22 protein-coding genes and 9 tRNA genes are annotated in these 25,803 nt (G+C 43.6%); 19 read left to right on the top strand and 12 right to left on the bottom strand.

Annotation, left to right across the window (positions count from 1 at the left end):
- Nucleotides 1-406 precede the first annotated feature (406 nt).
- Together ELZ11_RS11450 and ELZ11_RS11445 are read left to right on the top strand one after the other, a co-directional pair.
- On the top strand, nt 407-3,121 hold the full coding sequence (locus ELZ11_RS11450) for a heavy metal translocating P-type ATPase (RefSeq protein WP_137357550.1): 2,715 nt from the start codon (nt 407-409) through the stop codon (nt 3,119-3,121).
- Between the two features lie 2 nt (nt 3,122-3,123).
- On the top strand, nt 3,124-3,564 hold the full coding sequence (locus ELZ11_RS11445; protein WP_137357549.1) for a DUF411 domain-containing protein: 441 nt from the start codon (nt 3,124-3,126) through the stop codon (nt 3,562-3,564).
- Between the two features lie 99 nt (nt 3,565-3,663).
- Here ELZ11_RS11445 and ELZ11_RS11440 read toward each other — a convergent pair whose 3' ends face one another.
- Nucleotides 3,664-4,368: an oligogalacturonate-specific porin KdgM family protein gene (locus ELZ11_RS11440; protein ID WP_137357548.1), complete on the bottom strand. Its 705-nt coding sequence runs from the start codon at nt 4,366-4,368 to the stop codon at nt 3,664-3,666.
- A gap of 446 nt (nt 4,369-4,814) precedes the next feature.
- Nucleotides 4,815-7,466 (bottom strand): beta-N-acetylhexosaminidase, encoded by a 2,652-nt coding sequence (locus ELZ11_RS11435; RefSeq protein WP_137357547.1) that lies wholly within the window; start codon nt 7,464-7,466, stop codon nt 4,815-4,817.
- A 402-nt stretch (nt 7,467-7,868) separates the two neighbouring features.
- Here ELZ11_RS11435 and ELZ11_RS11430 point away from each other — a divergent pair, with 402 nt between their 5' ends.
- Entirely contained in the window at nt 7,869-8,744 is an 876-nt protein-coding gene (locus ELZ11_RS11430) for a TraB/GumN family protein (protein WP_137357546.1), read from the top strand.
- 739 nt (nt 8,745-9,483) lie between these two features.
- Here the strand turns inward: ELZ11_RS11430 and ELZ11_RS11425 are convergent.
- Nucleotides 9,484-9,560 (bottom strand) — tRNA-Pro (locus ELZ11_RS11425).
- A 257-nt stretch (nt 9,561-9,817) separates the two neighbouring features.
- Between ELZ11_RS11425 and ELZ11_RS11420 the strand changes: the two genes are divergently transcribed.
- The 3 genes from ELZ11_RS11420 (at nt 9,818) to rluF (ending at nt 11,859) form a co-directional block, all read left to right on the top strand.
- Nucleotides 9,818-9,958: a DUF3149 domain-containing protein gene (locus ELZ11_RS11420; RefSeq protein ID WP_137357545.1), complete on the top strand. Its 141-nt coding sequence runs from the start codon at nt 9,818-9,820 to the stop codon at nt 9,956-9,958.
- A gap of 172 nt (nt 9,959-10,130) precedes the next feature.
- Complete coding sequence (smrA, locus tag ELZ11_RS11415) at nt 10,131-10,712, top strand: DNA endonuclease SmrA (RefSeq protein ID WP_137357947.1); 582 nt, start codon at nt 10,131-10,133, stop codon at nt 10,710-10,712.
- Between the two features lie 100 nt (nt 10,713-10,812).
- Nucleotides 10,813-11,859 carry a 23S rRNA pseudouridine(2604) synthase RluF gene (rluF, locus tag ELZ11_RS11410; RefSeq protein ID WP_137357544.1) on the top strand — a complete coding sequence of 349 codons (1,047 nt, stop codon included), beginning with the start codon at nt 10,813-10,815 and terminating at the stop codon, nt 11,857-11,859.
- A gap of 63 nt (nt 11,860-11,922) precedes the next feature.
- Here rluF and ybaK read toward each other — a convergent pair whose 3' ends face one another.
- The 9 genes from ybaK to hemA form a co-directional block, all read right to left on the bottom strand.
- Nucleotides 11,923-12,399, bottom strand: coding sequence for a Cys-tRNA(Pro) deacylase (ybaK, locus tag ELZ11_RS11405; RefSeq protein WP_137357543.1), 477 nt, complete (start codon nt 12,397-12,399; stop codon nt 11,923-11,925).
- Between the two features lie 105 nt (nt 12,400-12,504).
- Nucleotides 12,505-14,166 (bottom strand): bifunctional UDP-sugar hydrolase/5'-nucleotidase UshA, encoded by a 1,662-nt coding sequence (gene ushA / locus ELZ11_RS11400; RefSeq protein WP_137357542.1) that lies wholly within the window; start codon nt 14,164-14,166, stop codon nt 12,505-12,507.
- A gap of 151 nt (nt 14,167-14,317) precedes the next feature.
- Nucleotides 14,318-14,533 (bottom strand): hypothetical protein, encoded by a 216-nt coding sequence (locus tag ELZ11_RS23800; protein ID WP_167494671.1) that lies wholly within the window; start codon nt 14,531-14,533, stop codon nt 14,318-14,320.
- Between the two features lie 36 nt (nt 14,534-14,569).
- Nucleotides 14,570-15,421, bottom strand: a complete 852-nt coding sequence (kdsA, locus tag ELZ11_RS11395) for a 3-deoxy-8-phosphooctulonate synthase (RefSeq protein WP_137357541.1) — start codon at nt 15,419-15,421, stop codon at nt 14,570-14,572.
- Nucleotides 15,422-15,447: 26 nt separating this feature from the next.
- Nucleotides 15,448-16,257 carry a SirB1 family protein gene (locus ELZ11_RS11390; protein ID WP_137357946.1) on the bottom strand — a complete coding sequence of 270 codons (810 nt, stop codon included), beginning with the start codon at nt 16,255-16,257 and terminating at the stop codon, nt 15,448-15,450.
- 6 nt (nt 16,258-16,263) lie between these two features.
- Complete coding sequence (locus ELZ11_RS11385; protein WP_137357540.1) at nt 16,264-16,647, bottom strand: SirB2 family protein; 384 nt, start codon at nt 16,645-16,647, stop codon at nt 16,264-16,266.
- 10 nt (nt 16,648-16,657) lie between these two features.
- Nucleotides 16,658-17,551 carry a peptide chain release factor N(5)-glutamine methyltransferase gene (gene prmC / locus ELZ11_RS11380; protein ID WP_137357539.1) on the bottom strand — a complete coding sequence of 298 codons (894 nt, stop codon included), beginning with the start codon at nt 17,549-17,551 and terminating at the stop codon, nt 16,658-16,660.
- A gap of 3 nt (nt 17,552-17,554) precedes the next feature.
- Nucleotides 17,555-18,643 carry a peptide chain release factor 1 gene (gene prfA, locus ELZ11_RS11375; protein WP_137357538.1) on the bottom strand — a complete coding sequence of 363 codons (1,089 nt, stop codon included), beginning with the start codon at nt 18,641-18,643 and terminating at the stop codon, nt 17,555-17,557.
- 28 nt (nt 18,644-18,671) lie between these two features.
- Nucleotides 18,672-19,931, bottom strand: a complete 1,260-nt coding sequence (gene hemA / locus ELZ11_RS11370; RefSeq protein ID WP_137357537.1) for a glutamyl-tRNA reductase — start codon at nt 19,929-19,931, stop codon at nt 18,672-18,674.
- A 160-nt stretch (nt 19,932-20,091) separates the two neighbouring features.
- Between hemA and lolB the strand changes: the two genes are divergently transcribed.
- The 13 genes from lolB to ELZ11_RS11305 all read left to right on the top strand — a co-directional run bounded on the left by lolB (nt 20,092) and on the right by ELZ11_RS11305 (nt 25,766).
- Nucleotides 20,092-20,742: a lipoprotein insertase outer membrane protein LolB gene (gene lolB / locus ELZ11_RS11365; RefSeq protein WP_137357536.1), complete on the top strand. Its 651-nt coding sequence runs from the start codon at nt 20,092-20,094 to the stop codon at nt 20,740-20,742.
- The gene (gene ispE / locus ELZ11_RS11360) at nt 20,739-21,614 is read left to right on the top strand and encodes a 4-(cytidine 5'-diphospho)-2-C-methyl-D-erythritol kinase (protein ID WP_137357535.1); all 876 of its coding nucleotides are present in this window, start codon (nt 20,739-20,741) and stop codon (nt 21,612-21,614) included. Before lolB ends, ispE begins: the two co-directional genes overlap by 4 nt.
- 29 nt (nt 21,615-21,643) lie before the next feature.
- Nucleotides 21,644-22,588: a ribose-phosphate pyrophosphokinase gene (locus ELZ11_RS11355; RefSeq protein ID WP_137357534.1), complete on the top strand. Its 945-nt coding sequence runs from the start codon at nt 21,644-21,646 to the stop codon at nt 22,586-22,588.
- A gap of 162 nt (nt 22,589-22,750) precedes the next feature.
- The gene (gene pth / locus ELZ11_RS11350; RefSeq protein ID WP_137357533.1) at nt 22,751-23,341 is read left to right on the top strand and encodes an aminoacyl-tRNA hydrolase; all 591 of its coding nucleotides are present in this window, start codon (nt 22,751-22,753) and stop codon (nt 23,339-23,341) included.
- A gap of 10 nt (nt 23,342-23,351) precedes the next feature.
- The gene (gene ychF / locus ELZ11_RS11345) at nt 23,352-24,443 is read left to right on the top strand and encodes a redox-regulated ATPase YchF (RefSeq protein ID WP_137357532.1); all 1,092 of its coding nucleotides are present in this window, start codon (nt 23,352-23,354) and stop codon (nt 24,441-24,443) included.
- A gap of 281 nt (nt 24,444-24,724) precedes the next feature.
- A tRNA-Met gene (locus tag ELZ11_RS11340) sits at nt 24,725-24,801 on the top strand.
- A 55-nt stretch (nt 24,802-24,856) separates the two neighbouring features.
- Nucleotides 24,857-24,941 (top strand) — tRNA-Leu (locus tag ELZ11_RS11335).
- 29 nt (nt 24,942-24,970) lie between these two features.
- A tRNA-Gln gene (locus ELZ11_RS11330) sits at nt 24,971-25,045 on the top strand.
- Nucleotides 25,046-25,125: 80 nt separating this feature from the next.
- Nucleotides 25,126-25,202, top strand: a tRNA-Met gene (locus ELZ11_RS11325).
- A gap of 83 nt (nt 25,203-25,285) precedes the next feature.
- Nucleotides 25,286-25,370 (top strand) — tRNA-Leu (locus ELZ11_RS11320).
- Between the two features lie 30 nt (nt 25,371-25,400).
- Nucleotides 25,401-25,477 (top strand) — tRNA-Met (locus ELZ11_RS11315).
- Between the two features lie 49 nt (nt 25,478-25,526).
- Nucleotides 25,527-25,611, top strand: a tRNA-Leu gene (locus ELZ11_RS11310).
- An 80-nt stretch (nt 25,612-25,691) separates the two neighbouring features.
- Nucleotides 25,692-25,766, top strand: a tRNA-Gln gene (locus ELZ11_RS11305).
- The last annotated feature ends 37 nt before the right edge of the window (nt 25,767-25,803 follow it).

Raw genomic sequence — 25,803 nt, 5'->3', positions numbered from 1 at the left:
ATATGGCAAACTTTTTTTTCTTAAAAAAACATTCGGATATTAAATCAGACGCGCATCAAAACGCAGTTTTATAAAAACAAGTAAAACAATAAAAAACAGTAAGTTATAAACTAAATATAAAAAAACCTTTCGTTAAAACCATTTTAACGTGTGACCTTCTGCAAATTAAATGGCCCCAAAAACTCACTAACAAGGATCCAAATCACTCTATTTATTTTGGCTTTAGGGGAACTTTATTTTTATTGAGGAGGAACTTTGAAGTGTCTCGCAAGTAAAAACGTCAAAATCGATGTGAATTCGAGAGAATTAACGTTTTGTTGATTTCAACCAATCAGCAAAATGATGATTGACCTTCCCCTTAAGGTAAGGTTTATCTTTAGCGTTAGATAAGAGATGGAGAGTCGAAATGAATCATTATGTGGTGCCACTAACAGGATTAAGCTGTATGGGGTGTGCGAATAAGTTAAAACGCGCCTTGTTAGCTGATGACCGTAGCCAGATCAATCATATTTCACCGACTCAGCTGGATATCTCGACACCACTAACTTATCAAGAACTTCAAAAAAACATTGAAAACGTCGGCTACCAATTAGGCGCCGATCTTCACATGCACTTAAGCGGCCTGAACTGTGGGAAATGCGTAACGAAAGTGAAAGACCACTTTGAAGCTAACCCGAAAGTCGAATCTATCGAGGTGACTAAAACCGATCTTAAACTGTTTACCGCTTTAAGTGAGACTGATGTCATTCAAGCGGTGGATATTTTAGGGTATTCAGCGGCTCCATTTTCAGAACAGACTTCGACAACTCCTATAGAAGAGCAACAGCCTACAGCTGGCCCGGTAACGTACAGTCAGTACTCTTATCATATACTCATCCAAGGCATGACATGCGCAAGCTGCGTGGCCTCTGTAGAGCAAGCAATCTTAAAGTCAGACTTGGTTGATAAGGTTCAAATTAATCTTGCGGAACAAAGTGCCGTCTTATTTAGCTCTTCTCTAAAAGAGGCATTAGCAGATGAGATCACCCACCTTGTTGAATCTGCAGGCTATCACGCCGAGTTTGTCGACGATCCAAAAGAACAACAACAGAAACAGCAACAAAAGCAGCACGCCATTCAACGTTCACACCAAAGAAACTCAGCCTTAGCTCTAGCTTTAGGTATTCCTTTAATGGCGTGGGGAGTAGTTGGTGGCTCGATGATGATCAATACTCAAGCCGATCAAATTGGTTGGGGGCTCATCGGTATTATTTGCTTTGTATTACTAGCGACGTCTGGACGTAGCTTTTTCAGTAATGCATGGCAATCCATTCGACATAAACGCGCCACCATGGATACTCTTGTCGCCTTAGGGACTGGTGCTGCGTGGTTCTATTCCATGCTTGTTGTGATAGCTCCAAACTGGTTCCCGTTGGAATCTCGTCACGTGTACTTTGAAGCCAGCGCTATGATCATCGGCCTAATATCACTAGGTCATTATATTGAAGCCAAAGCCAAGGCAAGAACGACTCAATCGCTGCAAGCTTTAATTAATCTTCAACCCCAAACCGCTACGCTAGTAGTAGAAGGCAAAGACCGTTCTATCTCAGTAGAAGCCATCGAGCTCGGTATGATGATTAGAATCAAGCCAGGAGAGAAAGTACCCGTCGATGGTATCGTCAGGCAAGGCAACACCTATATCGATGAGTCAATGCTAACGGGCGAGCCATTACCTGTCCTAAAAAATGTGGGCGACTCTGTCGCGACTGGAACCATCAACGGTGACGGAAGTATTCTAATCGAAGCATCCGGTATTGGCTCTGACACTATGCTGGCTCGCATCATTCAAATGGTTCGACAAGCTCAAAGTAGCAAACCGGCTATTGCCAAACTAGCCGATTCAGTTTCAGCCGTGTTCGTGCCTGTTGTTGTCATAATCGCCGTAATTGCCGCATTAGTTTGGTTTTTGGTTGGTCCACAGCCTAGCGCCAGTTATATGTTAGTTGTCTCGACTACGGTTCTGATCATTGCTTGCCCATGTGCGCTTGGCCTTGCAACGCCACTATCAATCACTGTTGGCGTAGGTAAAGCGGCTGAGTTTGGCGTCTTAATCAAAGATGCGGATGTGCTTCAATCGGCAAGCAAAGTGCAAACCGTCGTATTTGATAAAACGGGTACCCTTACACAAGGAAAACCCACTCTCCAAAACATATTTAGTCCAACTCTGGAATCATCAGAGTTACTTAAACTGGCCTACTCTGCCGAGTTGCAGTCTGAGCATCCGTTAGCCAAAGCGATTTGTTTATTCGCAGAACAAGAACAGCTAACACCTTACTCAGTAACCACCTTCAATAACCACCGAGGTCAAGGAATTGAAGCGACAATCGATGGTAAATTCATTCAAATTGGCTCTTATTCCTATATCCAGAACTTGAAGATCGATACTAAGATGGCCGATGAATTCCTAGAGCAAAGTACCCGCTCTGGTTGTACGCCTGTGCTCATCGCAATAAATGGCGAATTACAAGGTGCACTGAGTATCTCCGACACAATAAAAGAAGACAGTATTTTAGCTGTATCACAGTTAAAACAAGCAGGGATTCATACGGTGATGCTCACCGGAGACAATCAACAAGTCGCTCACCTTATCGCTGGACAGCTTGGTATCGATGAAGTCATAGCTGAAGTATTGCCAGACCAAAAAGCAGCGCATATTCAAGCACTGCAACAAAACTCGACCATCGTTGCGATGGTTGGTGATGGCATTAATGACGCGCCTGCATTAGCACAAGCAGATATAGGAATAGCAATGGGGAGCGGCAGTGATGTCGCAATCGAAAGTGCACAGATGACTTTGCTTAACTCTTCTCCCTTAGCCGTAAGCAATGCCATCAAATTATCGCAAGCAACAGTAAAGAATATGAAGCAAAACTTATTTGGTGCTTTTGTTTACAACTCTCTCGGGATTCCGATCGCCGCTGGCGTTCTTTATCCAATATTTGGCTTTTTACTTAGCCCTGTTGTCGCAGGTGCGGCAATGGCGCTCTCATCAATTACCGTTGTAAGTAATGCCAACCGATTAAGGCTATTTGAGCCTCAACACTCCACTTTAAAGAATCAACATAGTCATAAACGAGGTTAACTATGATCAATAAAGCCATCGCTATCGCCGCTCTTACTTTAATTTCAGGCCAAGCTTTAGCGACCGATGTTTTAAACCACAAATCTCCTTACTGTGGGTGCTGTACTGAATGGACAGAGCACATGAAAGAAGCAGGGTTCAATGTTGAAGAAAAATTGCATGAAGACATGAACCCTATCAAACAGAAGTTAGGAGTCACTCAAGAGCTCGCTTCTTGCCATACCGCTGAAATCAATGGTTATGTTTTTGAAGGTCACGTGCCTGCTGAAGACGTAAAAGCCTTTCTAGAAAACCCGCCACGTAACGCAAAAGGCTTAGCTGTACCTGGTATGCCGATGGGTTCTCCGGGAATGGAATATGGAGATAAGAAAGACGAGTACTCTGTTTACGCCTTTAACGACAAAGGCCAAGTATTCGAATACCGCCATTACCAAGGCAACTAATCTCCCGTCTTACATACAAAAAGAGCCTCGCAATTGCGAGGCTCTTTGTTTTTACTTAAGACATATGGACAGTAAGTTAAGTAAAGAATTGATTACGCATTAGAAGCCGTAAGAAGCACCAAATACGAATGCATTGTTTGTGTTATCGCCTTGGTTACGGAACTCAAAGTAAGGTTGTACGCCTTGACGAGTCCAAGTAGCACGAAGCTCATGGTCCATTGAGCTATCTTTAGCGTCACCATTTGCATCTGTGTCGCCAGCCATTACGTAAACGTTGTTGTAGCTTAATGCAATGTCGTCATTCAAAGCGTATGCAATGCGAGTATCAAAGCGGAAATCTGTGTCGTTACCGCTTTCTTCGTGCATGTGAGCACGAGTACGGTTGCTTAGTTGAAGACCGTTATCAAAGTTGTAGCCGATTTTCACTAATGGGCGGTACTGTAGAGTGTCGCCTTGATAAATCACGTGCTGGTAACCTGCAGCTACCCATAAGTTATCATTAATGCTGAATGATTGCTCACCGCCTACAGTTGTGTACACAGAATCCATTGAACCACGATCCGTTGCTGTTGGTTCAGTAGCCATATTACCCAGTTGAATACCGTCAAACTCAGTGTAAACCGTAAAGCCGCCTAAAGAATTGTCAAATGTATGACCCGCTTCTAGTGTAGAAGTCACATCTGAGCCATGCATCTTATCGCTATCAGTATGGAACTGAAGGTTACCTGTAACGTAAGAAGAACCAGCAAAAGCGCTAGAAGCGAAAGCAAGAGAAAGTGCACTTAATGCGATAACTTTTTTCATAATAAACTGCCTTTATTTTAAATTTTTGCGGTTCCTCGTCGGTATATCATTCACCTTGACCGCTAATAATGGGGTTGCCTCCCTGGCATGTCACTCATATTGCTCCATTTAATTCGCCCTGAAAAATAAAAGTAATTCATCAGTGATCCCCTTCACACTCAAAAACCACAAAGATATTTTTAACTTAATAATCAATGAGTTAAAAACATAAAAATAACTCAACGAAATTTAGAACAAACAAAGAAAGATCCAGATCACACAAAAATAAGGCTTAATGATAGATTTGTATATCTTGGTCACGCTGGATTTAGACGTTTTTAGGTGTGACTTAATTTTTGACGAGAATAATGAGATCTATATCACTAACATTATCAATGGACGGGCTGTTTAATAACTCATATAAATACGAGGCTCCCTGATACCCAGAGAGCCTCTTGATTATCGCGTTACTTCACGCTGGTAACTCGACTCACTTTTTCACCGGTTGCAGAGACGGAGCGAACAAACACTTCCCCTTCAACGCTTGGACGGTCACCCTCAGAATAGGAAATCCAATCTTCACCATTCAATGAGTATTGAAGCTCCACACCAGGGAACTGGACATTCATCGCGAGTTTCCCTTCTTCAATTTTTGCACCTGGAACAGGCAATCGGTAGTCAATACCCGAGCGCTCCAACTTAGCAAGTTCACGTTGCCCTAAAATATTCGCAAACCGATTGAAATCACGGTTCAATGCGTCTTGGTCCACCAACTTAGAGTTTTGTGAATACTCCACTCCCACTTTGTAGTCGTTTTCCCATTCTGCTTTGTGCCATGCTCGCTCCGCGGCTGCTAGCACGCGTGGGAAAACCATGTACTCGTATTGTTCATCGGTACGCACGGTTTCCGACCATAGTTGAGCCGACAAGCCATAGAATGGTTTTGCGTCAACTTCGCCTTTTCCTGTAAATCCGTTACCGTCACGATCTAATGAGGTTTCTGCATTCTGTGGCATGTTCTCTGGTGCAAACCCAAACATCTTGCGCGTGTCCGTTGCACGAGTTGCCCAGTAATAACCGCGCTCTTTCGGATCCACCTCATAAGGCATATCCATGTAGACATAATCAGGGTTAGAAACAATTACATCATAGCCTTTCTTAGACCAATCGTAGACCGATGCCGTACCGCCCCAATACAATACGTCCCAGAAGTTAACGCGTGTACTTTCAGTCGCGTAAGCTGCTGCTCCTTCGCTATATTTCAAACCATCTTGCCACGCTTGGAAGTGAGGGATCCCTTTGTCTGCGACTATCTTAGAAACTTCCTCAGCGAAATAACTTGGTAAATGGCCAAAATCACTCACGGCGCCGCTAGCAATTAGGTTCTGACATTGTGGAGATTGTGCGAAAGGCTTATCTTGCTCACTTTGATCTATGGTCCCCTTCCAAGCCACTTTGTCTTTAGCATTAACGTCTTGGAAGCCTGCACCAAACTTAATATTTTTCGCTTCGTCACCACCGAAGTGCCACGTAGTTAGAGGAGCCCCTGCTTCTTGGTGCATCATCGCTACTTCAGAAATCACCTTATCGACAAAGCGAGTGGATGACTCTAAACATGGGTTGATGAAACTCTGTTTATCGTAGAACTGAACCGTTGTGACATTAGACGTATCTTGAGGGTCCATTAAACGATATTCATTAGCTTGTGCTTCTTTCCCTGCTTCCATCAACCTTTGATAACGCGCTTCCATCGAAACAACGGCCGAACGTGCGTGAGCAGGCATATCGATTTCAGGGATGACTTCAATACCACGTGCTTTCGCGTATTTTAAGATTTCTACGTAATCGGTCTTACTAAAGAAGCCAGAACCAAAATTATCAGAAGTTGGGCCAGAGCCTAGTTGAGGGAAAAGACAGCTTTTTTCTTCCAAATCAAAACAACGATTTGATCCGATGTCTGTCAGCTCTGGTAATCCAGGGATCTCGATACGCCACCCTTCGTCATCTGTAAGGTGAAGATGAAGTTTATTCATTTTGTACGCGGCCATTTGGTCCAGCGTTGCCAAAATGGCGTCCTTTGAATGGAAGTTACGCGCAACATCTACCATCACACCGCGATAATCAAAGCGCGGAGCATCTTGAATCGAAAGTTGTGGTAACGACTCAGCATTCTGACTGTCTATCAGGCCAAAGATAGACTGCACGGCATAGAACGCACCCGTTTTGTCGAACGCTTTAATTTCAATCCCGCTATTTTGGATAGTTAATTCGTACGCACCAGATTTTGCTAAGTCAGCTGTGAAATCAGCAGGAACAACAGTGACGCTCACAGGGAGATCACCGCTAATATTCACATTTACCACTTCAGAACGGTTTTCAATTGCGGAGTACTGCGCTGCATCGAAGACATCTTCAGGCAGGTCAATACCATTAGATATATCGACAATACCTTTACCAACTTCTACCGACATAGGAGTTGGCAGTAATGTACTTGTGACATCTTGCGTAGCAATATCTTGATTGTTTTCAAAGCGAGAAACCGCTGTCGCCAGCACATTATTATCATCCGGAGTACGCTTAAGGTTATCGCCCTCTAATCCCGTCACAAAGGAAGCGACGTCCTCGGTATCAAGAGACGCGATGATTCTTGGTTCTGCGTTTGGCGCTGTCACAAATGCTCCTGGCATAAAGTCAGTTTCGAATAACTGCCAATATTCACCAATTAGCGGTAACACCACTTCTTCGCCAGCCGCAAAACCATCAAACTTCTCGGTTGGTTCCAGTTTGTGTAAGTCTCCCGTCACACGAGAAATCTTAAACTGCTCGTTGTCGACATCCAGAATCAAGCGAATGCTGTGGAAGTAAATCGCCCAATCCTTAGAATCAATGGCTGCACCTTGATTAACCATGGTCATGTTCACTTTGTTACATGACGCCCATTCAGCACCCAGATCCTGACAGGCTAACCCTTGATTTGCCCCATGATTAGTCAGTACCTGATATTGAATGTCCAAGTTATCTGCTAGTGAGTTAACAACCTTTTGCTCTGAAGATTGTGTCACCGCACAACCCGCTAACCCCACGAGCACTGATACTGCAATTAAGTTTCTCTTTAACATCTCTACATACCTATAAAACAAAAAACATTGAAATGAGAAAGGCTCATTTCTGAAGATGTAGAAACTATATGGAGTTATTTTTCTGCGTGAATTTAATCGATAAAAGAAAGTGATCTTGTTCAAACATCAAATTAGGTGACTAAAAATTTTATTTTTAAATTAATAACTTAGAGCTCACGTACATTCCGTCACTTTAATTTTGACGGAATTTATGCGGCTAACATCACAATATATTTGAGTAATTGCGTGTTTATCCGCCTAAAAATCACAATCCTTTTTGAAGTTGATTATTCTTGTTATAAATTGACCGACCACATTGTGAATTGCATCCCAAAACAAAACGTCAAAAACATCACGCTAAATTGGTTTTGACGAGCAAGGGAACTATAAAGGAGCGCAACTATGCGTCGACACTCTTACCTTCTTACCTTTCTATTTTTCCTAGTGGGCTTGCTCGCTAAACCAGTGATGTCAGAACCTTTATATTGGAGTGCGGTAAAAGAAGATAAAGAACTACTAATTTTTGGTTCTGTACATGTCGGTAATGAAGGTATGTACCCACTCCCTAAGCCAGTGCTCGACTTTTTAAAAACGAGCGACGGGTTAATTGTTGAAGCAGACATCCGCCAAGATGGGAATGTTCAGTACCCTCAACCTAAAGTGCAAAGTGAACAGCTACTCTCTAGTGGACAGAAACAACAGATCCTAGAGATAGCTAAATCACTCAACCTGAACCCTCACGTATTACTGAAATCACCACCTTGGGCTACAGCGCTCACTATACAGATGAAGCAGTTCGAGTCACTTGGCTACAAGAGTCAGTATGGTGTAGATAGCTTCTTAATGGCTCAAGCAGAACAAAACCACATTCCCGTTCTAGGATTGGAGAGCTTACAGTTTCAAATCAACTTACTGACACAGTTGCCGAACGATGGTAAAGACTTACTACTAAGTGGGCTGGATGAATGGGATGACACACCGAATATGACTAACTGCATGATCGAAAGCTGGAAAAAAGGCGATACAGAAAACTTAGCAGACTTAGGAATTACCAGTGAAATCAGCCCGGAGATCAACGAGCGTTTTGTGTACTCACGAAACCACAAGTGGGTAGAACTTCTTGATGGAAACCAATTAATTTCAGAAAAGAGCAAGCATCTTATTGTGGTTGGTACACTGCATTTAGTCGGTGAGCAAAACTTATTAGCCCTATTAAAGCAGCAAGGGTTTAGTGTTGCTCAACTCTCCAAAAGTGAAGCAGCAAGCTGCACATTTTAACCTAGATAAAACGCATCCCTTTCATATAACCCAATGGGATTCAAAAGATGAACTTTTCTTCAAAAAGTCACATGAGCTCACCTAAACATTTAACGCACCGTGACTTTTCAATACGTTCAATGAAAAGCCAGTTGCATTGCTAGACAATCCTTCTTGGCTTACTTCATCGTTCTAAGACGGGAGACGGTTTTGCTCTTCTACAGAGATTTTGCACTTCTACAGAGTCTTTTCTTTATGCAGCCTCTGAAAAAGAATTGGGCTGGCATTTAGCCCTCTTACTTCTTGTAGCCCAAATCATCTGAAAGTTTAAATTGCTCTCAAATGCAAAAAAGCCGTAGCCCTTTCGTTATAAAGAGTGCTACGGCTTTCTTCAATATAATCGGTGAAGAGCTTATTTTAAACATCAGACGAAGCCCGTCTAGGTTCTAATCCTATTTCCTACATTCTGAAACGACGAAAGCCTGCTCATTGAGCCAGCTTTCTAAAAGTGGTCGGTGAAGAGGGATTCGACGCGGCTAGGCTTCCAGTCCCCACCCACGGGTACCAAACAAAATCGAAATAAAAAGTGCAGATGCAAAAAAGCCGTAGCCCCTTCTATTGCAAAGAGTGCTACGGCTTTTTTCAATGTAATCGGTGAAGAGCTTATTCTGAACATCAGACGAACCCTACCTGGGTTCTAATCCTATTTCCTACGTCCCGAAACGACGAAAGCCTGCTCATTGAGCAGGCTTTCTAAAAGTGGTCGGTGAAGAGGGATTCGAACCCCCGACCCTCTGGTCCCAAACCAGATGCGCTACCAAGCTGCGCTATTCACCGAGATATCTAACTGGCTCATTGCCTGTCGATGGAGCGTATAATACGGATTCTGAATTTCTGCGCAAGTGCTTTTAGTGAAGTTTTTTCAAATAAACATTCGTTCGCTCAATTAACCGACAGCGCAAGCTAAAATGTGACCAAAAACTCAATGTTAGGTACATATATTTAACCTATGCAACAACATTGATCCAGATCAGTGTGAGGCTGCTTCGGAAATTTTACCGTGAATCACGTATTCTAATTTTGAGGTAAAACACATGGACTTTTGGCTTGATCTTCTATTCGGTAATGCAGTTGGTCTTTCTTCGATGATAGTAATCTTTGGCGCTATCGGTCTTATGATGTTTTATGGAGGCTACTTCGTCTACAAAGTTATGAATGCGAAATCTCCTCACTAGAATCGCTAAGCCCTATTTAGTTATCGAGCAATAACTAACATAGTGATACGCTTTGCACCGGAGTCGACTTCTTGTCCACTCCGGTTTTTTCATCCTACTCACTAAATTTAAACACTTCCTTTCTTAGCTTGGGTATACTCAAGTCACCCAAAGAATACTTGAGATGAACCTTATGTCTCATGACGACGATTTAGACTTATTCCAACAGATGATGGACGACGTAAAGCGTATCGATCACGATACGGCTGAGCACCAGAAAGTCCATCGAGTATCAGAATCTCAACTCGCCAAGCGTGAAGCCGCCATGTGGCTATCGGATAACGATGAGGATTATCTGTCTTTAGATTATTGCCCAATGATCAAGCCTGACGACATCATTGAATACAAAAAAGATGGTGTGCAAGAAGGAGTCTATAAAAAGCTCCGTTTAGGAAAATATCCGATTCAGGCTAAATTAGACCTACATAGAAAGACACTTAAAGACGCACGCAATGAAATCCTTTCTTTCTTACGCCAATGTTTAAGAATGGATGTCCGAACGGTAATCATTGTTCATGGCAAGGGTGAACGCTCTAACCCACCAGCCATGATGAAAAGCTATGTCGCGAACTGGCTAAGTCAAATTAACGATGTGCAATGTGTTCACTCTGCTCAAGCTTTCCATGGTGGGAGTGGCGCTGTTTATGTCATGCTAAGAAAAAGCAACGACAAGAAACTCGAAAACCGCGAGCGTCATCAGAAGCGAATGAGTTAGTGCTCATTGTCACACTTAGTGATAAAATTGAATCAATAAGCAACTATTCTTAGTTGCTTTTCTTTTACCTAGAAACGTTGTGAAACGCTAAGAGATGATCATGTCACAAGATTCCCAAGCTAAACGCCTCAATAAATACATCAGTGAAACTGGATTTTGCTCACGCCGTGAAGCCGATAAACTTATCGATGCAGGCCGTGTCACTATTAATGGAAAAGTGCCAGAGATGGGCACTAAAGTACTTCCTGGTGATGACGTATGTATTGATGACAAACCAGTCCGCTCAAAAGAGAAACCCGTTTATATTGCTCTGAACAAACCAACCGGTATTACTTGTACTACCGAGCGTGATATTCCAAGTAACATTGTGGATTTTATTGGCCACAACAAGCGCATCTTCCCTATTGGTCGTTTAGATAAACCTTCAGACGGTTTGATTTTCTTAACCAACGATGGTGACATCGTAAATAAAATTTTGCGTGCCGGTAACAACCACGAAAAAGAATACGTAGTTCGTGTCGACAAGCCAATCACAGGTGAGTTCCTGAAGAAAATGGCTGCTGGTGTCCCTATTTTAGATACGGTGACCTTACCTTGTCAGGTAGAAAAAGAAACGAAGTTCTCATTCCGCATTACGTTGACTCAAGGCCTTAACCGTCAGATTCGCCGTATGTGTGAAGCACTTGGCTACGAAGTGTTTAAGCTGCGCCGTGTTCGTATCATGAACATTTCTCTTGATGGCATTCCTAACGGAAAATGGCGTTACCTAAGCGATGAAGAAGTCGCTGAAATTCTAGCGATGTGCGAAGGTTCAAGTAGCACGGAAGAAGCATCTAAATTAGATGCGAAAGGAAAACGTATTCGCAAAGCGACTGATGCAAAATTATTTGATAGTCGTGATGAAAATCGAGATTCAACGGCACGTCGTAATCAAAAAGATCGTAAACCACGTACCTTCAGAGGTAATAACGCAGACGAGTTCCGCCATGCGCCTAACTCTAAGCGTGGTAAAAACGGTGGCGGTCGCTCCAACGATGACTCTCAAGGTAATAAGCGCCCTAGTCGCTCTTATAACAAACCAGATTCAAGCAAGCCATCAGGTAAACCTGCTCGCAGAACACCTGGTACGCTTGGCCTAAAAAAATAGACCTCTAATAAACGAAAACGCCCTTTATTGCTGATAAAGGGCGTTTTTATTGATGTGCTAACATTAGTCCATGCATAAACTCGCAAAGCTTCCTCGTGTCAGGCCCGACAAATCTTTCGGCGATAATTCAATCTCTAAACCTCGTTTTCCCGCACTCACGCATATCGTTTCTAACTCACATGCACTCTCATCGATAAAAGTCGGTAAGGCTTTTTTTTGACCCAAAGGACTAATGCCACCGACCACATAGCCTGTCGTCTTCTGAGCGATATCTGGGTTCGCCATTTCGGCTTTTTTACCCGACGCGGCTTTGGCCGCTAATTTTAAATTCAATTTGTGGGCAACAGGAATCACCGCAACCGCTAAGTTTTTAGGCTCGCCATTAAGACTAAACAGCAAAGTCTTGAATACTGTTTTAGGATCCTGACCAAGAGCCTCCACCGCCTCTAATCCATAGTTAGTATTATTAGAGTCATGGTGATATTGATGAATGGTATGAGCAATTTTCTTCTTTTTAGCGAGATTGATAGCAGGGGTCATAACAAATCCAAAAGCCAGATAAACAAAAAGCGATGCCGGAGCATCGCTTTAGTTAAATTTATCATGGGACTAGAGTCAAATGCTTTCTAGCTCCTTGATTCATTCTTACTTGTAAACCATTTCACCTGATGGCGCGTATTTGTTTACATCTACTGGGCTGTTAGCTTCTAGGTAATCTTTTAGTACTTCAGCATCTACGAAACCAGTGTTCACGAAACCAGGGTGGTCAGACAGTTTAGGGTAACCGTCACCGCCTGAAGCGTTGAAGCTTGGCACTGTGAAACGGTAAGTTTCGTCTAGGCGAAGCTGCTTGCCACCGATGAATACGTTAGATACTTCACCGTTAGCGACAGTCATCGAGATACCCGCGAATTGAGCGTAAGCACCAGAATCTACAGGCTTAGTCGCAACAACGTTTAGGTAATCTAGAACTTCTTTACCAGACATGTCTGTGTAAGTCAGGATGTTTGCGAACGGTTGTACCGTTAGAACGTCTTTGTAAGTTACGTCACCCGCTTCGATAGAATCACGAACACCACCAGAGTTCATCACAGCGAAGTCAGCTTTAGCACGCTCCATGTGAGACGTTGCGATTAGACGACCTAGGTTAGTCTGCTGGAAACGAACTACGTTACGGTCACCTTCAAGTTTACCGTTAGTTTCAGCGATCTTAACGTTCAGCTGAGCTTGGCCTTGCTCTTGGTAAGGGCGTAGGAATTCTAGTAGTTCTGGATCTTGTGCAATTTCATCTTCGATAAGTACACGTTTCTTCTTACCATCAACCTTGATTTTCTTCTTCAGGTTTACAGGAATCAGATCGTAGCTCACCATTTCTAGTTCGCCGTTACGGAATTCGTAATCAGCACGACCAACGTATTTGCCCCACTCGTGTGCTTGCACGATGTAAGTACCGTTTTGTACGTCTGGACGACACTCGTCAGAAGGCTTGAAGTTTTTCTTAACTACATTTGGCGCTTCCATACATACAGGCTCTTGTGAGTGACCACCAACGATCATGTCAAGAGAACCTTCATCAAGGTAACGCGCTAGCGCTACATCACCAGGAGCGTTAACACCACGTTGACCATTTTCGTAGTGGCCCATGTGAGTAACAGCGAAGATTAGATCTGGCTTCTCAGTTTCTTGAAGCTCAGCGATTAGCTTTTTCGCTTCTTCTTTAGGATCACGGAAGTCAATGCTGCCGATAAATTCTGGGTTACCAATTTTTGCTGTGTCTTCAGTAGTAAGACCGATAACCGCAATTTTGATACCTTGCTTGTTGAACATTTCGTAAGCTTGGAATTTACGCTCACCAGACTCTTTGTCATAAATGTTTGCAGATAGCATTGGGAAGTTAGCCCAATCAATTTGCTTGTTTAGCACGTCTAGAGAGTTATCAAACTCGTGGTTACCCAATGCCATTGCATCGTAACCAATCTTGTTCATGCCTTTGAAATCTGGTTCAGCATCTTGTAGATCAGATTCTGGTACACCAGTGTTGATGTCACCACCAGATAGAAGCAACACGCTGCCGCCTTCAGCTTTTACTTCAGCACGTAGCTGATCGACTAGCGTCTTACGTGCAGACATGCCGTACTCGCCGTATTTATTCTGCCAAAAACGACCATGGTTATCGTTTGTGTGAAGAACAGTTAGCTTGTAGGTTTCATCCTGATTCCACTCATGAGTGGGTTGAGATGCACAGCCAGCAAGAGTTGCTAGAATCGCAGCACTAAGTGCCGTCTTTAGAATAAGGCGTTGCTTCATTGTCATACCTTTTGAACTTTTAGGGGGGATATCCACTACTTAATAGGGTCTATAGCTAAAATAAGACATGCAGAATCTACCTGCCTGAAATACCTATAAAACTTGACTTAGTTTAAATTAACAAACCACATGTGACATTAGGATTTCATATTTATGTCGAATTGATCACGATAAAAGACTCATTAAAGTGCAACAACTGCATTCGATTACATTGCTCAATCCAATAGGTCACAAGCAATCGTTTTACTGTGATATCAATACAAACAGCTAATGGCGAGAACATCATCGATAAACCTACAATTTTCGAAAACATCAGCGGCACTTTGTCGCTAACTTGCCAGCATTTAGATACAAAAAAGGCCGACATTTAATGTCAGCCTTTGTTTAATCATTGCATTAACGATTATTTAATATCGATATGCTCGAAGCCTTTGATCACGTCGTCTAGCGCTTTCATTTGCGCTAAGAACGGTTCTAGCTTATCAAGCGGTAACGCTGAAGGGCCATCACAGCGAGCTTGATCTGGGTTCGGGTGCGCTTCAATAAATAAGCCTGCAATACCAGTTGCCAAGCCAGCTTTAGCCAACTCTACCGTTTGCTCACGGCGGCCACCAGATGCGGCACCTGAAGGGTCACGCATTTGCAATGAGTGAGTCACGTCAAAAATGATTGGGCTACCGTTCGACGCTTTTTTCATCACGCCAAAACCTAGCATATCTACAACTAAGTTATCGTAGCCTAGGCAAGAACCACGCTCACATAAGATGATATTTTCGTTGCCACACTCAGCAAACTTATCAACGATGTTGCCAACTTGGCCTGGGCTCATGAATTGAGGCTTCTTAACGTTAATCACTGCGCCTGTTTTCGCCATCGCTTCTACCAGATCAGTTTGACGCGCAAGAAATGCTGGTAATTGAATAACATCAACGACGTCTGCAACAGGCTGAGCTTGTGCTTCAGTGTGTACGTCAGTAATGATTTTTACGCCAAATGTATCTTTCAGCTCTTGGAAAATCTTCATACCTTCTTCCAAGCCTGGGCCACGGTAAGAATGTACTGAGCTGCGGTTTGCTTTGTCGAAAGAAGCCTTAAATACGTATGGGATACCTAGTTTCTCTGTCACTTTTACGTAGTGCTCACAGATTTGCATGGCTAGGTCACGAGACTCTAGAACATTCATACCAGCAAATAAGGTAAATGGCTTGTCGTTTGCTACTGGCAAATCGCCAATATGAACTGTTTTCTGTTCCATCGTTTTCTCTCTAATTTTATTTGGGACTAGTGAATGATGACGGACGTTTCACTCATCGCATTCACTTGAGATTTCAATAATTCTGACGCGGGATCATCAGGGCACTGATCAATGAAGTATTGATAGTCTGAAGCCGCTATTTGATGACAATCTAACTGTTGATAAATAAATCCACGATCGCGAATTTCATACGGGTCATCTGGTACAAACGTTAGTGCAAGATCGGTACATTTTAAAGCTAATGTATAACGCTCTTCACGTAGCAATGCGCTTTTCAATAGTGCTAACCAGCGGCCGATTACTGTTGGGTTGTCTGCCGATTCTAAATGCTCCGACTTTAACGTGGCTAATGGTCCATCGTGACCAATTAACCAAGCTCGCAATGTCTGCTCACCAACATATTCCCCATTGTATGGGTTGATATAAACTGGCGTTTGCCCGTACCAATTTAGCTTAAGCAAGAACTGAGTCGGGAAAGAAACCCCTTCCAGTGGGAAGCCTAATCGACGACCAAGATAAAGGAAGATAGCTCCTAAGCTCACCGGAATTCCTTTCCGGCGTTCTAGAACTTTATCAATGAAGGCATTTTCAGATGAAAAGTACGCTTCTTTATCACCACTAAAGCCCCATTCAAAAAAGAACAAACGCAGAAACGACTCAAACTTCTGCTGCTCGTCCATTTCATTGACTAAAGCCAGTTCTGCTTCATTAAAAAGTCGATCGAGTTCTTTTTCTGCCCATGAATCTTGAGTTTCTGGATTCACAGCTTTATTTAGAATGATCGCTCCTTCGGCTAATTCTAACTTGTCAAAATCTTCATCAAAAAACTCGTACATCATCGCTTACCCGAAAAAGGTTGGAACTTTAGTGACCGCGATTTTGCCAGCCATTGCCAACCAACCTAGAGCACCGAAAAATGAAAATGTTCTCAATAACTTGTTTTTACCAAAACGCAAAGCAAAGAAGCCAAGAGCAATATACGCCATAACACACGTTAACTTTTCAGTTAACCAAGGTGCTGCTGGAGTAAATGGAATAAAACCCGTAATGAAGATTAAACCAATACCCGACAGTAACAGTAGTGAATCATTAATGTGCGGGAAGCGTTGTAGGAATGGGTGCTTTAGCATTGGTGAGTTAGCCATCATCAATGCATAACGGACCGATAACAGTAATGCGCTTAAGCCAACTGTTAGTAAGTGAAAATGTTTTAATACGTCGTACATGTTCTCTCTCTTATTTTGTACTACTTGTTAGCGTACTAGAGGTGTTAAGAGGCAAATATTGCCCTAAGGTTACTCTGTCGTTGCCGCCATAATCTTGTTCCGTTACGACGTTATGATAACCAAGGTCTTGCATGATTTCTCGTACCGCTAGCCCTTGGTCATAGCCGTGTTCAAACGCTAACCACCCACCTTGCTCAAGAAATTCAAGGGCATGAGTAGAGATATGCTTTATATCTGCTAGCCCTTTTTCTTCCGCGACTAATGCGGTAATCGGCTCAAATCGAACATCACCTTGGCTTAAGTGCGGATCATCTTTCTCGATATACGGAGGGTTTGACACAATCAAAGCAAACTTTGTACCAGTGTCATTTAAAGGTTCAAACCAACTGCCATGAAAAAACGTCGTGTTAGCGATGTTTAGCCGCTGCGCATTCTCTTCAGCCAATAACTTAGCTTCAGGACGTAAGTCGATCCCTGTAACCTTTCGGTTTGGCATTTCAGAGGCTAATGCTAATGCAATAGCACCCGTACCCGTACCTAAATCCAGAATCTCTCCCTGGGCACCGAAAGTTTTATCGAGTGCAACTTCTACTAGCCTTTCGGTATCAGGGCGCGGAATAAGCGTGGATGGGGACACTTTCAAAGGCAGAGACCAAAACTCACGTTCACCAACGATATAAGCGACGGGCTCACCCGTTAGGCGACGTTTCAGTAAAGCATGGAAAGTAGACTCTTGTTCTGAAGTCAGTAATTTTTCAGGCCAAGTTAGTAGGTAGGATCGTGGTTTATCAAGGGCGTGGCACAGCAGAACAGCAGCATCAATCGAAGGCGATGGATTATCGCCTTCTTGAAGCTGTACGATTGCTGATTTTAGTGCACCTTCAACCGTATAGTTAGATGACATAAATTAGTTATGTTCAGCCAATGCTGCAAGCTGATCGGCTTGGTGCTCTTGAAGCACAGGATCAAGCAAGCTTTGCAGATCACCTTCTAACACTTCATTTAGACGGTAAAGTGTTAGGTTGATACGGTGATCAGATACACGACCTTGTGGGTAGTTGTAAGTACGGATACGGTCACTACGGTCACCTGAACCTAGTAGGTTACGACGCGTGTCTGATACTTCAGCAGCACGACGCTCTTCTTCAGCTTGTACAATACGAGCAGCAAGAACAGCCATCGCTTTAGCCTTGTTCTTATGTTGAGAACGCTCGTCCTGACACTCTACCACTGTACCTGTTGGCAAGTGAGTAATACGGATTGCAGAGTCCGTGGTGTTAACGTGTTGACCACCCGCGCCCGATGCACGGAAAGTATCAATTTTCAGGTCTGCTGCTTTGATTTCCGGTAGATCCGCTTCAGGGATTTCAGGCATTACTGCAACAGTACAAGCCGACGTATGTACGCGACCTTGAGATTCAGTTTCCGGTACACGTTGAACTCGGTGACCGCCTGACTCAAACTTCATCACACCATAAACGCCATCACCGCTAATCTTAGCGATCATTTCTTTATAGCCACCTTGCTCAGAATCGTTGCTGCTCATCACTTCGATGCGCCAGCCCTTTTTCTCAGCAAACTTTGAGTACATACGGAATAAGTTACCCGCAAAGATACCCGCTTCATCGCCACCAGCACCGGCACGGATCTCTAGGAAACAGTTACGCTCATCATTAGGATCTTTCGGAAGCAACAAGATTTGAAGCTCATCGGTTAGACGAACAATGGTTTCTTTCGCGTCTTTAATCTCTTCTTGCGCCATTTCACGCATTTCTGCGTCGTCTTCTTTCGCCATATCTTCAGCAGCTTCTAAATCTTCTTGAGCTTGCTGGTACGCTTGGAAGCACGCAGTCACTTCTTCTAGCTGAGAGTACTCTTTTGAAAGAGCACGGAATTTATCTTGATTACCGATCACATCTGGATCACCAAGTAGGTGTTGAACTTCTTCATAGCGTTCAACAAGTGTTTCAAGCTTTACTAGAATCGAGGCTTTCATAATGTCTTATCTTGTTGGAGGTCTAATATTATTGAGGGCCGTCAAGACCCAAACTCTGTCTAATGACCGTTAATTTTGCAGGTTCTCCTTGCTCAGCTGCGCTTTGCAGCGCGCGTGTTGGAGCATGGATCAATTTGTTGGTGAGCTTATTACTTAGCTCTAGTAAAACTCTTTCAGGATCACCGCCAGCGGCAAGTGACTGTAAGCTCTTACTTAATAAATCTTCTCTAATCTCATTGGCCGATTTACGGTATTCACGAATGCTATCGACAGCTTGTAAAGAACGCATCCAAGTCATGAATGCCGCACTTTCTTCGCTAACGATGGCTTCCGCTTGAATGGCTTCGACCTTACGCTGTTCAATGTTGCTTTCAACGATTGATTGCAGATCATCAACGGTATACAAATAGGCATCGTTTAGGTCGCCTACTTGCGCTTCCACGTCACGAGGAACCGCAATATCCACTAATAGCATTGGCTGATGCTTTCTTTGTTTGAGCGCCGTTTCCACCATCCCCTTACCAATAATCGGTAATGGGCTTGCCGTAGAACTGATCACAATGTCGGCTCGCGGTAAGTGGTCAGGGATTTCGTTCAAACTAATCACTTCAGCACCAAATTCTTCAGCTAGCCCTAGAGCACGTTCACGAGTACGGTTAGCCACGATCATCTTTTGGCAACCATTCGCAGAAAGGTGCTTAGCCACCAGTTCTATTGTTTCACCCGCACCTACCAGCAACACCGTTGAGTCTTCAATTGACTCAAAGATATGCTTGGCAAGAGTACAAGCTGCATACGCAACTGAAACAGCGCTGCCGCCAATCTCAGTTTCTGTACGAACACGCTTTGCCACAGAGAAGGTTTTTTGAAACAACTTCTCCATTGAAGCATCAACGGCTTTCTGTTCACGTGAGTCTGAATACGCTTGCTTTACCTGACCAAGAATCTGTGGCTCACCCAACACCAAAGAATCAAGTCCACAGGACACTCGCATCAAGTGTTTGATCGCCGCTTGTTCTTCATGGATATATAAACTAGGTTTAAGTTCTTCTGGGCTCACTTGATGAAACACAGATAGCCAATCGATGACCTTGCTTTTCGCAGCCGATTTAATATCGCAATAAATCTCGGTTCGGTTGCATGTTGAAAGAATTACACTCCCATTAACGTGCATATTTGCGCTAAGTTGCTCTAGTGCAGAAGATAATTTATCTGGACCAAAAGCGACTTTTTCTCGCAATTCAACCGACGCTGTATTGTGATTGATACCTACGGCAAGCAAAGACATGTATCAGAAGTTCTCGATCAGGGATTAGAAATAAGAGCCGAATTTTACTTGATGCATGGCTCTATTTAAAGGGAAAGCAGGATTTGTTTTCCTGAGTTCGTGAGTTCAATGCTATAGTTGGCTCGATTTTTTCATTATTTTGAGTAAGTTGTGAGCAGCCATGAGCAGATTTAGTAAAATCGTCTACCTTATGTTTATTGCTATGGTCATGGCTGGATGCTCCAGCATTCCTGAGCAGCCAACCAGTGTTGAATGGCAATCCCATCAAATTCAACTCGAGAAACTTACCCACTATCAAGCAGCCGGTAAGCTTGCGTATATTTCTCCTGAACAGCGCCAAAGCCTCAACTTCATTTGGAAACATAGCCCACAACAAAGTCAACTTAGATTGACCACTTTTCTCGGCCAAACCGCCCTCAATTTAACGATAGACGCACAAGGGGCGAAAGTAGTCACTTACGATGACGAAGTCTTTACTCACCAAGATGCCTCAGTGCTTGTAAAACAACTCACAGGGCTAAGCATCCCTGTTCAACATATGCCCCAATGGTTACTAGGTAACCCAGAGCAAGCAGACTCTTATACACTTAATGATGACACCAATACGTTAGCATCGCTCAGTAAAGTCGTTGGTCATCAATTTTGGCAACTCGATTACACCAGTTATCGAAATATCGAACTAACAAGTTCGACTTCAAGCAATGACAATACAAACTCGCCTTTGAAGCTACCGCTTCCAGCTAAGCTGACGTTTAAGCAAGATCAAACCCGAATAAACATTGTTATTTCCAAGTGGACACTGACGAAATGATTTTAGATACAACCCATTGGCCTTCTCCCGCCAAACTCAATCTCTTTCTTTATATCACCGGACGACGCGACAATGGCTACCACGAGCTACAAACGCTCTTTCAATTTGTCGACTTTGGTGATCAATTATCGATCACAGCGAATAGCCATTCCAATCAAATAACGATCACGCCCGCGATCCCCGGAGTAGCAACCGAAGACAATTTAATTTGGAAAGCGGCCACTGCGCTTCAGCAATATACCTCAACCTCTTTCGGGGCGGATATAGAGCTAAAGAAAGTGCTACCAATGGGGGGCGGTATTGGCGGCGGCTCTTCGAATGCTGCAACCGTATTAGTGGCATTAAACTTTTTATGGCAACTGAATCTTTCAGATGATGAGCTTGCTGGCATTGGTCTTAAACTCGGCGCTGACGTCCCCGTATTCGTCCGCGGCTATTCAGCCTTTGCTGAAGGCGTTGGTGAACAGCTACACCCTGCTAATCCGGATGAAAAATGGTATTTGGTTGTCAAACCTCAAGTGAGCATAGCAACGGTAGACATATTCACACACCCAGAATTAACTCGAAATACGCCAAAGCGAGCGCTGACAACGCTTCTAGAGCAAGAATACGTAAACGATTGCGAAAAAATTGTGCGAATGCTGTACCCAGAGGTTGATAAGCAACTTTCATGGCTGCTACAATATGCGCCGTCGAGATTGACTGGGACGGGTTCGTGCGTTTTTGCTGAATTTAGCAGCAAATTAGAAGCCGATTCGATCCTAGAAAAACTGCCAGACACAGTCTCCGCATTTGTCGCGAAAGGACGGAATGTTTCGCCCTTAAAAGAGACTTTGACTGATTACCAATCAGTCCACCCACAATCTATTTAAAAACTGGACGCAACCCTGAGGTTTCCACCGTGCCTGATATGAAGCTATTTGCTGGTAACGCAACACCTGAACTAGCCCAACGTATTGCTGACCGTCTATACATCTCTCTTGGCGATGCTACTGTAGACCGTTTTTCTGACGGCGAAGTCGCTGTCCAAATCAACGAAAACGTTCGTGGTAGTGATGTATTCCTAATTCAATCTACTTGTGCACCAACCAATGACAACCTTATGGAATTGGTGGTAATGATTGACGCAATGCGCCGTGCTTCAGCGGGCCGTATTACTGCGGTAATCCCATACTTTGGCTACGCTCGTCAAGATCGTCGTGTACGTTCTGCACGTGTGCCAATCACTGCAAAAGTTGTTGCAGATTTCCTTTCTAACGTTGGTGTTGACCGCGTTCTTACTATCGACCTACACGCAGAGCAAATCCAAGGCTTCTTCGACGTACCAGTTGATAACATCTTCGGTACTCCTGTACTTCTAGAAGACATGCAGAACCGTGGCCTAGAAAACCCAGTAGTGGTTTCTCCAGACCTAGGTGGCGTTGTACGTGCTCGTGCAACAGCTAAAGCTCTAGGTGACGTAGACATCGCTATCGTTGATAAGCGCCGTCCACGCGCTAACGTTTCTGAAGTAATGAACCTAATCGGTGATGTTGAAGGTCGTGACTGTGTAATCGTTGATGACATGATCGATACTGGTGGCACGCTATGTAAAGCAGCTGAGGCTCTAAAAGAGCGCGGTGCTAAGCGTGTATTCGCTTACGCAACTCACGCAGTATTCTCAGGCAGCGCTGCAGATAACATCAAGAACTCTGTTCTAGACCAAGTTATCGTAACTGACTCTATCTCTCTATCTCCAGAGATGGCAGCAACAGGCAAAGTAACTGAGCTAAGCCTATCTCGCATGCTTGCTGAAGCGATTCGTCGTATCAGCAACGAAGAGTCTATCTCTGCGATGTTCAACTAAGTTTAATTAAACTTAACGACAGAATTTAAGCACTTCATTTTTGTGAAGTGCTTTTTTTATACCTGGAATATCCTTGGCGAGGATAAATTAAGCCGTCTCGCACCTCGTTCATAAAATGTGATATGATACGGCGCTTTTTGAAATCCCAGAGAGATCCATACCTTGAGCCAACAAATAAAACTTCTCGTTGGACTGGCAAATCCAGGTCCAGAATACGCCAAAACTCGTCATAATGCGGGTGCTTGGGTGGTTGAAGAATTAGCACGCGTGCACAATGTAACGCTAAAGAATGAAGCAAAGTTCTTTGGTTTAACTGGCCGTATAATGGTTCACGGTGAAGATCTTCGTTTACTGATCCCCACGACATACATGAATTTGTCTGGTAAAGCAGTTGCAGCTCTTGCAAAGTTTTACCAAATTAAACCAGAAGAGATCATGGTCGCTCATGACGAGTTAGATCTACCTCCTGGCATAGGTAAGTTCAAAAAAGGTGGTGGGCACGGCGGGCATAACGGCCTCAAAGACATCATCAGTAAACAGGGTAACAATAAAGAATTCTATCGTCTTAGATTAGGCATCGGCCATCCGGGACACAAAGATAAAGTTGCAGGTTATGTATTAGGCAAAGCTCCCGCAAAAGAGCAAGAATGTATTGACGCCGTCGTAGACGAATCAGTACGTAGCCTAGACATCTTATTAAAAGATGGCCTATCAAAAGCACAAAATCGCTTACATACGTTCAAAGCAGAATAAGGTTTATATCATGGGTTTTAAATGTGGCATCGTTGGTCTACCAAACGTTGGTAAGTCAACTCTGTTTAACGCACTGACAAAAGCAGGCATCGAAGCAGCAAACTTCCCTTTTTGTACGATCGAGCCAAACACAGGTATCGTTCCGGTTCCAGATCTTCGTTTAGATGCATTAGCTAAAATTGTTAATCCACAAAAGATCCTTCCAACCACAATGGAATTCGTAGATATCGCAGGTCTAGTTGCAGGCGCATCGAAAGGTGAAGGTCTTGGTAACAAATTCCTAGCGAATATCCGTGAAACAGATGCAATCGGTCACGTTGTACGCTGCTTTGAAAACGAAAACATCGTTCACGTATCAGGTAAGGTTTCTCCGATTGAAGATATCGAAGTGATCAACCTAGAACTAGCACTAGCAGATTTAGACAGCTGTGAACGTGCACTTCAGCGTAATGCTAAAAAAGCAAAAGGCGGCGATAAAGACGCTAAGTTTGAAATCACTGTATTAGAAAAGCTACTACCAGTATTAACTGAAGGCGGCATGGCACGTACCGTTGAACTAGCAAAAGAAGAACTGGCAGCAATTGGCTACCTAAACTTCCTAACGCTTAAACCAACAATGTACATTGCAAACGTTAGTGAAGATGGCTTCGAAAATAACCCTTACCTAGACGCGGTTCGTGAATACGCAGAGAAAGAAAACAACGTTGTTGTAGCAGTATGTGCCGCTATCGAATCAGAGTTGTCTGAGCTTGATGACGAAGATCGTGAAGAATTCCTTGCTGATATGGGCATCGAAGAACCAGGCCTAAACCGTGTTATCCGTTCTGGTTACGAACTACTAACGCTTCAAACTTACTTCACAGCAGGTGTTAAAGAAGTTCGCGCTTGGACTATCCCGGTTGGAGCAACTGCGCCGCAAGCAGCAGGTAAGATCCATACGGACTTCGAAAAAGGTTTCATCCGTGCTGAAGTTGTTGGTTACGACCACTTCATCGAATTTAACGGTGAAAGCGGTGCGAAAGACGCAGGTAAATGGCGTCTAGAAGGTAAAGATTACATTGTAAAAGATGGTGATGTGGTTCATTTCCGCTTCAACGTTTAATTTACAACCAGTCTAAAATAATAAAAGCCAGCATTCATTGCTGGCTTTTTTGTTGCTACTCCTTCAATTAAGGCTGAGTAAAGTCATTAACTTGGAAGCTATTCAGGATTTTTTGTGAGTTTTTGATCACAAATACGCCTCTTTGTTTAAAAAGAAACCGAACAACGGATTTATCGCAATTTATTTAAAAAAACTGTTGACGGGTTTCGCTCAACTACGCATAATGCGCCCCGTTCTCAGCGATAAGGCAACAAGTCAACGAGAGCAAAAATTTGGAAAATGGCTACTTAGCTCAGTTGGTTAGAGCACATCACTCATAATGATGGGGTCGCAGGTTCAAATCCCGCAGTAGCCACCATTTCCTAAACACTTTCTTCATTCAATATGAATTAAAAGAGTTTTTAGGAAATAAAGCGGACGTGGCGGAATTGGTAGACGCACCAGATTTAGGTTCTGGCGCCGCAAGGTGTGAGAGTTCAAGTCTCTCCGTCCGCACCATATTTAGATGTCTTAATGATATCGATTGTTGGGCTATCGCCAAGCGGTAAGGCACCGGCTTTTGATGCCGGCATTCCCTGGTTCGAATCCAGGTAGCCCAGCCACTAATTAAAAGTGGCATTTATCTTGAAAAAGATGATGACACTAGCAGTGAGATTGATTATATTGTCTCGCTCGAAAAGATGGCTACTTAGCTCAGTTGGTTAGAGCACATCACTCATAATGATGGGGTCGCAGGTTCAAATCCCGCAGTAGCCACCATACAACGTCTAGTTGATTCATCAATCGTCGACTATGACTACAAACTCTTGCTTAGAGATTTCTTAATTGAAATAAAAAGCAACGCGGTCGTGGCGGAATTGGTAGACGCACCAGATTTAGGTTCTGGCGCCGCAAGGTGTGAGAGTTCAAGTCTCTCCGACCGCACCATACATTAAAATAGTGTGAATACATTATTTTGGCTACTTAGCTCAGTTGGTTAGAGCACATCACTCATAATGATGGGGTCGCAGGTTCAAATCCCGCAGTAGCCACCATACAACGTCTAGTTGATCACCAATCGTCGACTATGACTAAAAACTTGCTGCGGACGTGGCGGAATTGGTAGACGCACCAGATTTAGGTTCTGGCGCCGCAAGGTGTGAGAGTTCAAGTCTCTCCGTCCGCACCATTATTCTTTACCCTCTTTGATTAGAGTAAGTAAGAGCAGTTGATGACTGTAAATCTCATCGAGATTTTAAAACATCCAGTTGGGCTATCGCCAAGCGGTAAGGCACCGGCTTTTGATGCCGGCATTCCCTGGTTCGAATCCAGGTAGCCCAGCCACTATTACAACGTTATATTGAGTCACCAATACTCGATA

Origin of the sequence: Vibrio profundi (assembly GCF_005281835.1) — a bacterium.
GTDB lineage: Bacteria > Pseudomonadota > Gammaproteobacteria > Enterobacterales > Vibrionaceae > Vibrio > Vibrio profundi.
The sequence above is the reverse complement of the archived record's forward strand: the minus strand, read 5'-3'. Positions and strand labels throughout refer to the sequence as shown.

Coding starts and splice junctions, on each gene's coding strand:
- ELZ11_RS11450 (WP_137357550.1), top strand. CDS start 407: ATGAATCATTATGTGGTGCCACTAACAGGATTAAGCTGTATGGGGTGT.
- ELZ11_RS11445 (WP_137357549.1), top strand. CDS start 3,124: ATGATCAATAAAGCCATCGCTATCGCCGCTCTTACTTTAATTTCAGGC.
- ELZ11_RS11440 (WP_137357548.1), bottom strand. CDS start 4,368: ATGAAAAAAGTTATCGCATTAAGTGCACTTTCTCTTGCTTTCGCTTCT.
- ELZ11_RS11435 (WP_137357547.1), bottom strand. CDS start 7,466: ATGTTAAAGAGAAACTTAATTGCAGTATCAGTGCTCGTGGGGTTAGCG.
- ELZ11_RS11430 (WP_137357546.1), top strand. CDS start 7,869: ATGCGTCGACACTCTTACCTTCTTACCTTTCTATTTTTCCTAGTGGGC.
- ELZ11_RS11420 (WP_137357545.1), top strand. CDS start 9,818: ATGGACTTTTGGCTTGATCTTCTATTCGGTAATGCAGTTGGTCTTTCT.
- smrA (WP_137357947.1), top strand. CDS start 10,131: ATGTCTCATGACGACGATTTAGACTTATTCCAACAGATGATGGACGAC.
- rluF (WP_137357544.1), top strand. CDS start 10,813: ATGTCACAAGATTCCCAAGCTAAACGCCTCAATAAATACATCAGTGAA.
- ybaK (WP_137357543.1), bottom strand. CDS start 12,399: ATGACCCCTGCTATCAATCTCGCTAAAAAGAAGAAAATTGCTCATACC.
- ushA (WP_137357542.1), bottom strand. CDS start 14,166: ATGAAGCAACGCCTTATTCTAAAGACGGCACTTAGTGCTGCGATTCTA.
- ELZ11_RS23800 (WP_167494671.1), bottom strand. CDS start 14,533: ATGTCGGCCTTTTTTGTATCTAAATGCTGGCAAGTTAGCGACAAAGTG.
- kdsA (WP_137357541.1), bottom strand. CDS start 15,421: ATGGAACAGAAAACAGTTCATATTGGCGATTTGCCAGTAGCAAACGAC.
- ELZ11_RS11390 (WP_137357946.1), bottom strand. CDS start 16,257: ATGTACGAGTTTTTTGATGAAGATTTTGACAAGTTAGAATTAGCCGAA.
- ELZ11_RS11385 (WP_137357540.1), bottom strand. CDS start 16,647: ATGTACGACGTATTAAAACATTTTCACTTACTAACAGTTGGCTTAAGC.
- prmC (WP_137357539.1), bottom strand. CDS start 17,551: ATGTCATCTAACTATACGGTTGAAGGTGCACTAAAATCAGCAATCGTA.
- prfA (WP_137357538.1), bottom strand. CDS start 18,643: ATGAAAGCCTCGATTCTAGTAAAGCTTGAAACACTTGTTGAACGCTAT.
- hemA (WP_137357537.1), bottom strand. CDS start 19,931: ATGTCTTTGCTTGCCGTAGGTATCAATCACAATACAGCGTCGGTTGAA.
- lolB (WP_137357536.1), top strand. CDS start 20,092: ATGAGCAGATTTAGTAAAATCGTCTACCTTATGTTTATTGCTATGGTC.
- ispE (WP_137357535.1), top strand. CDS start 20,739: ATGATTTTAGATACAACCCATTGGCCTTCTCCCGCCAAACTCAATCTC.
- ychF (WP_137357532.1), top strand. CDS start 23,352: ATGGGTTTTAAATGTGGCATCGTTGGTCTACCAAACGTTGGTAAGTCA.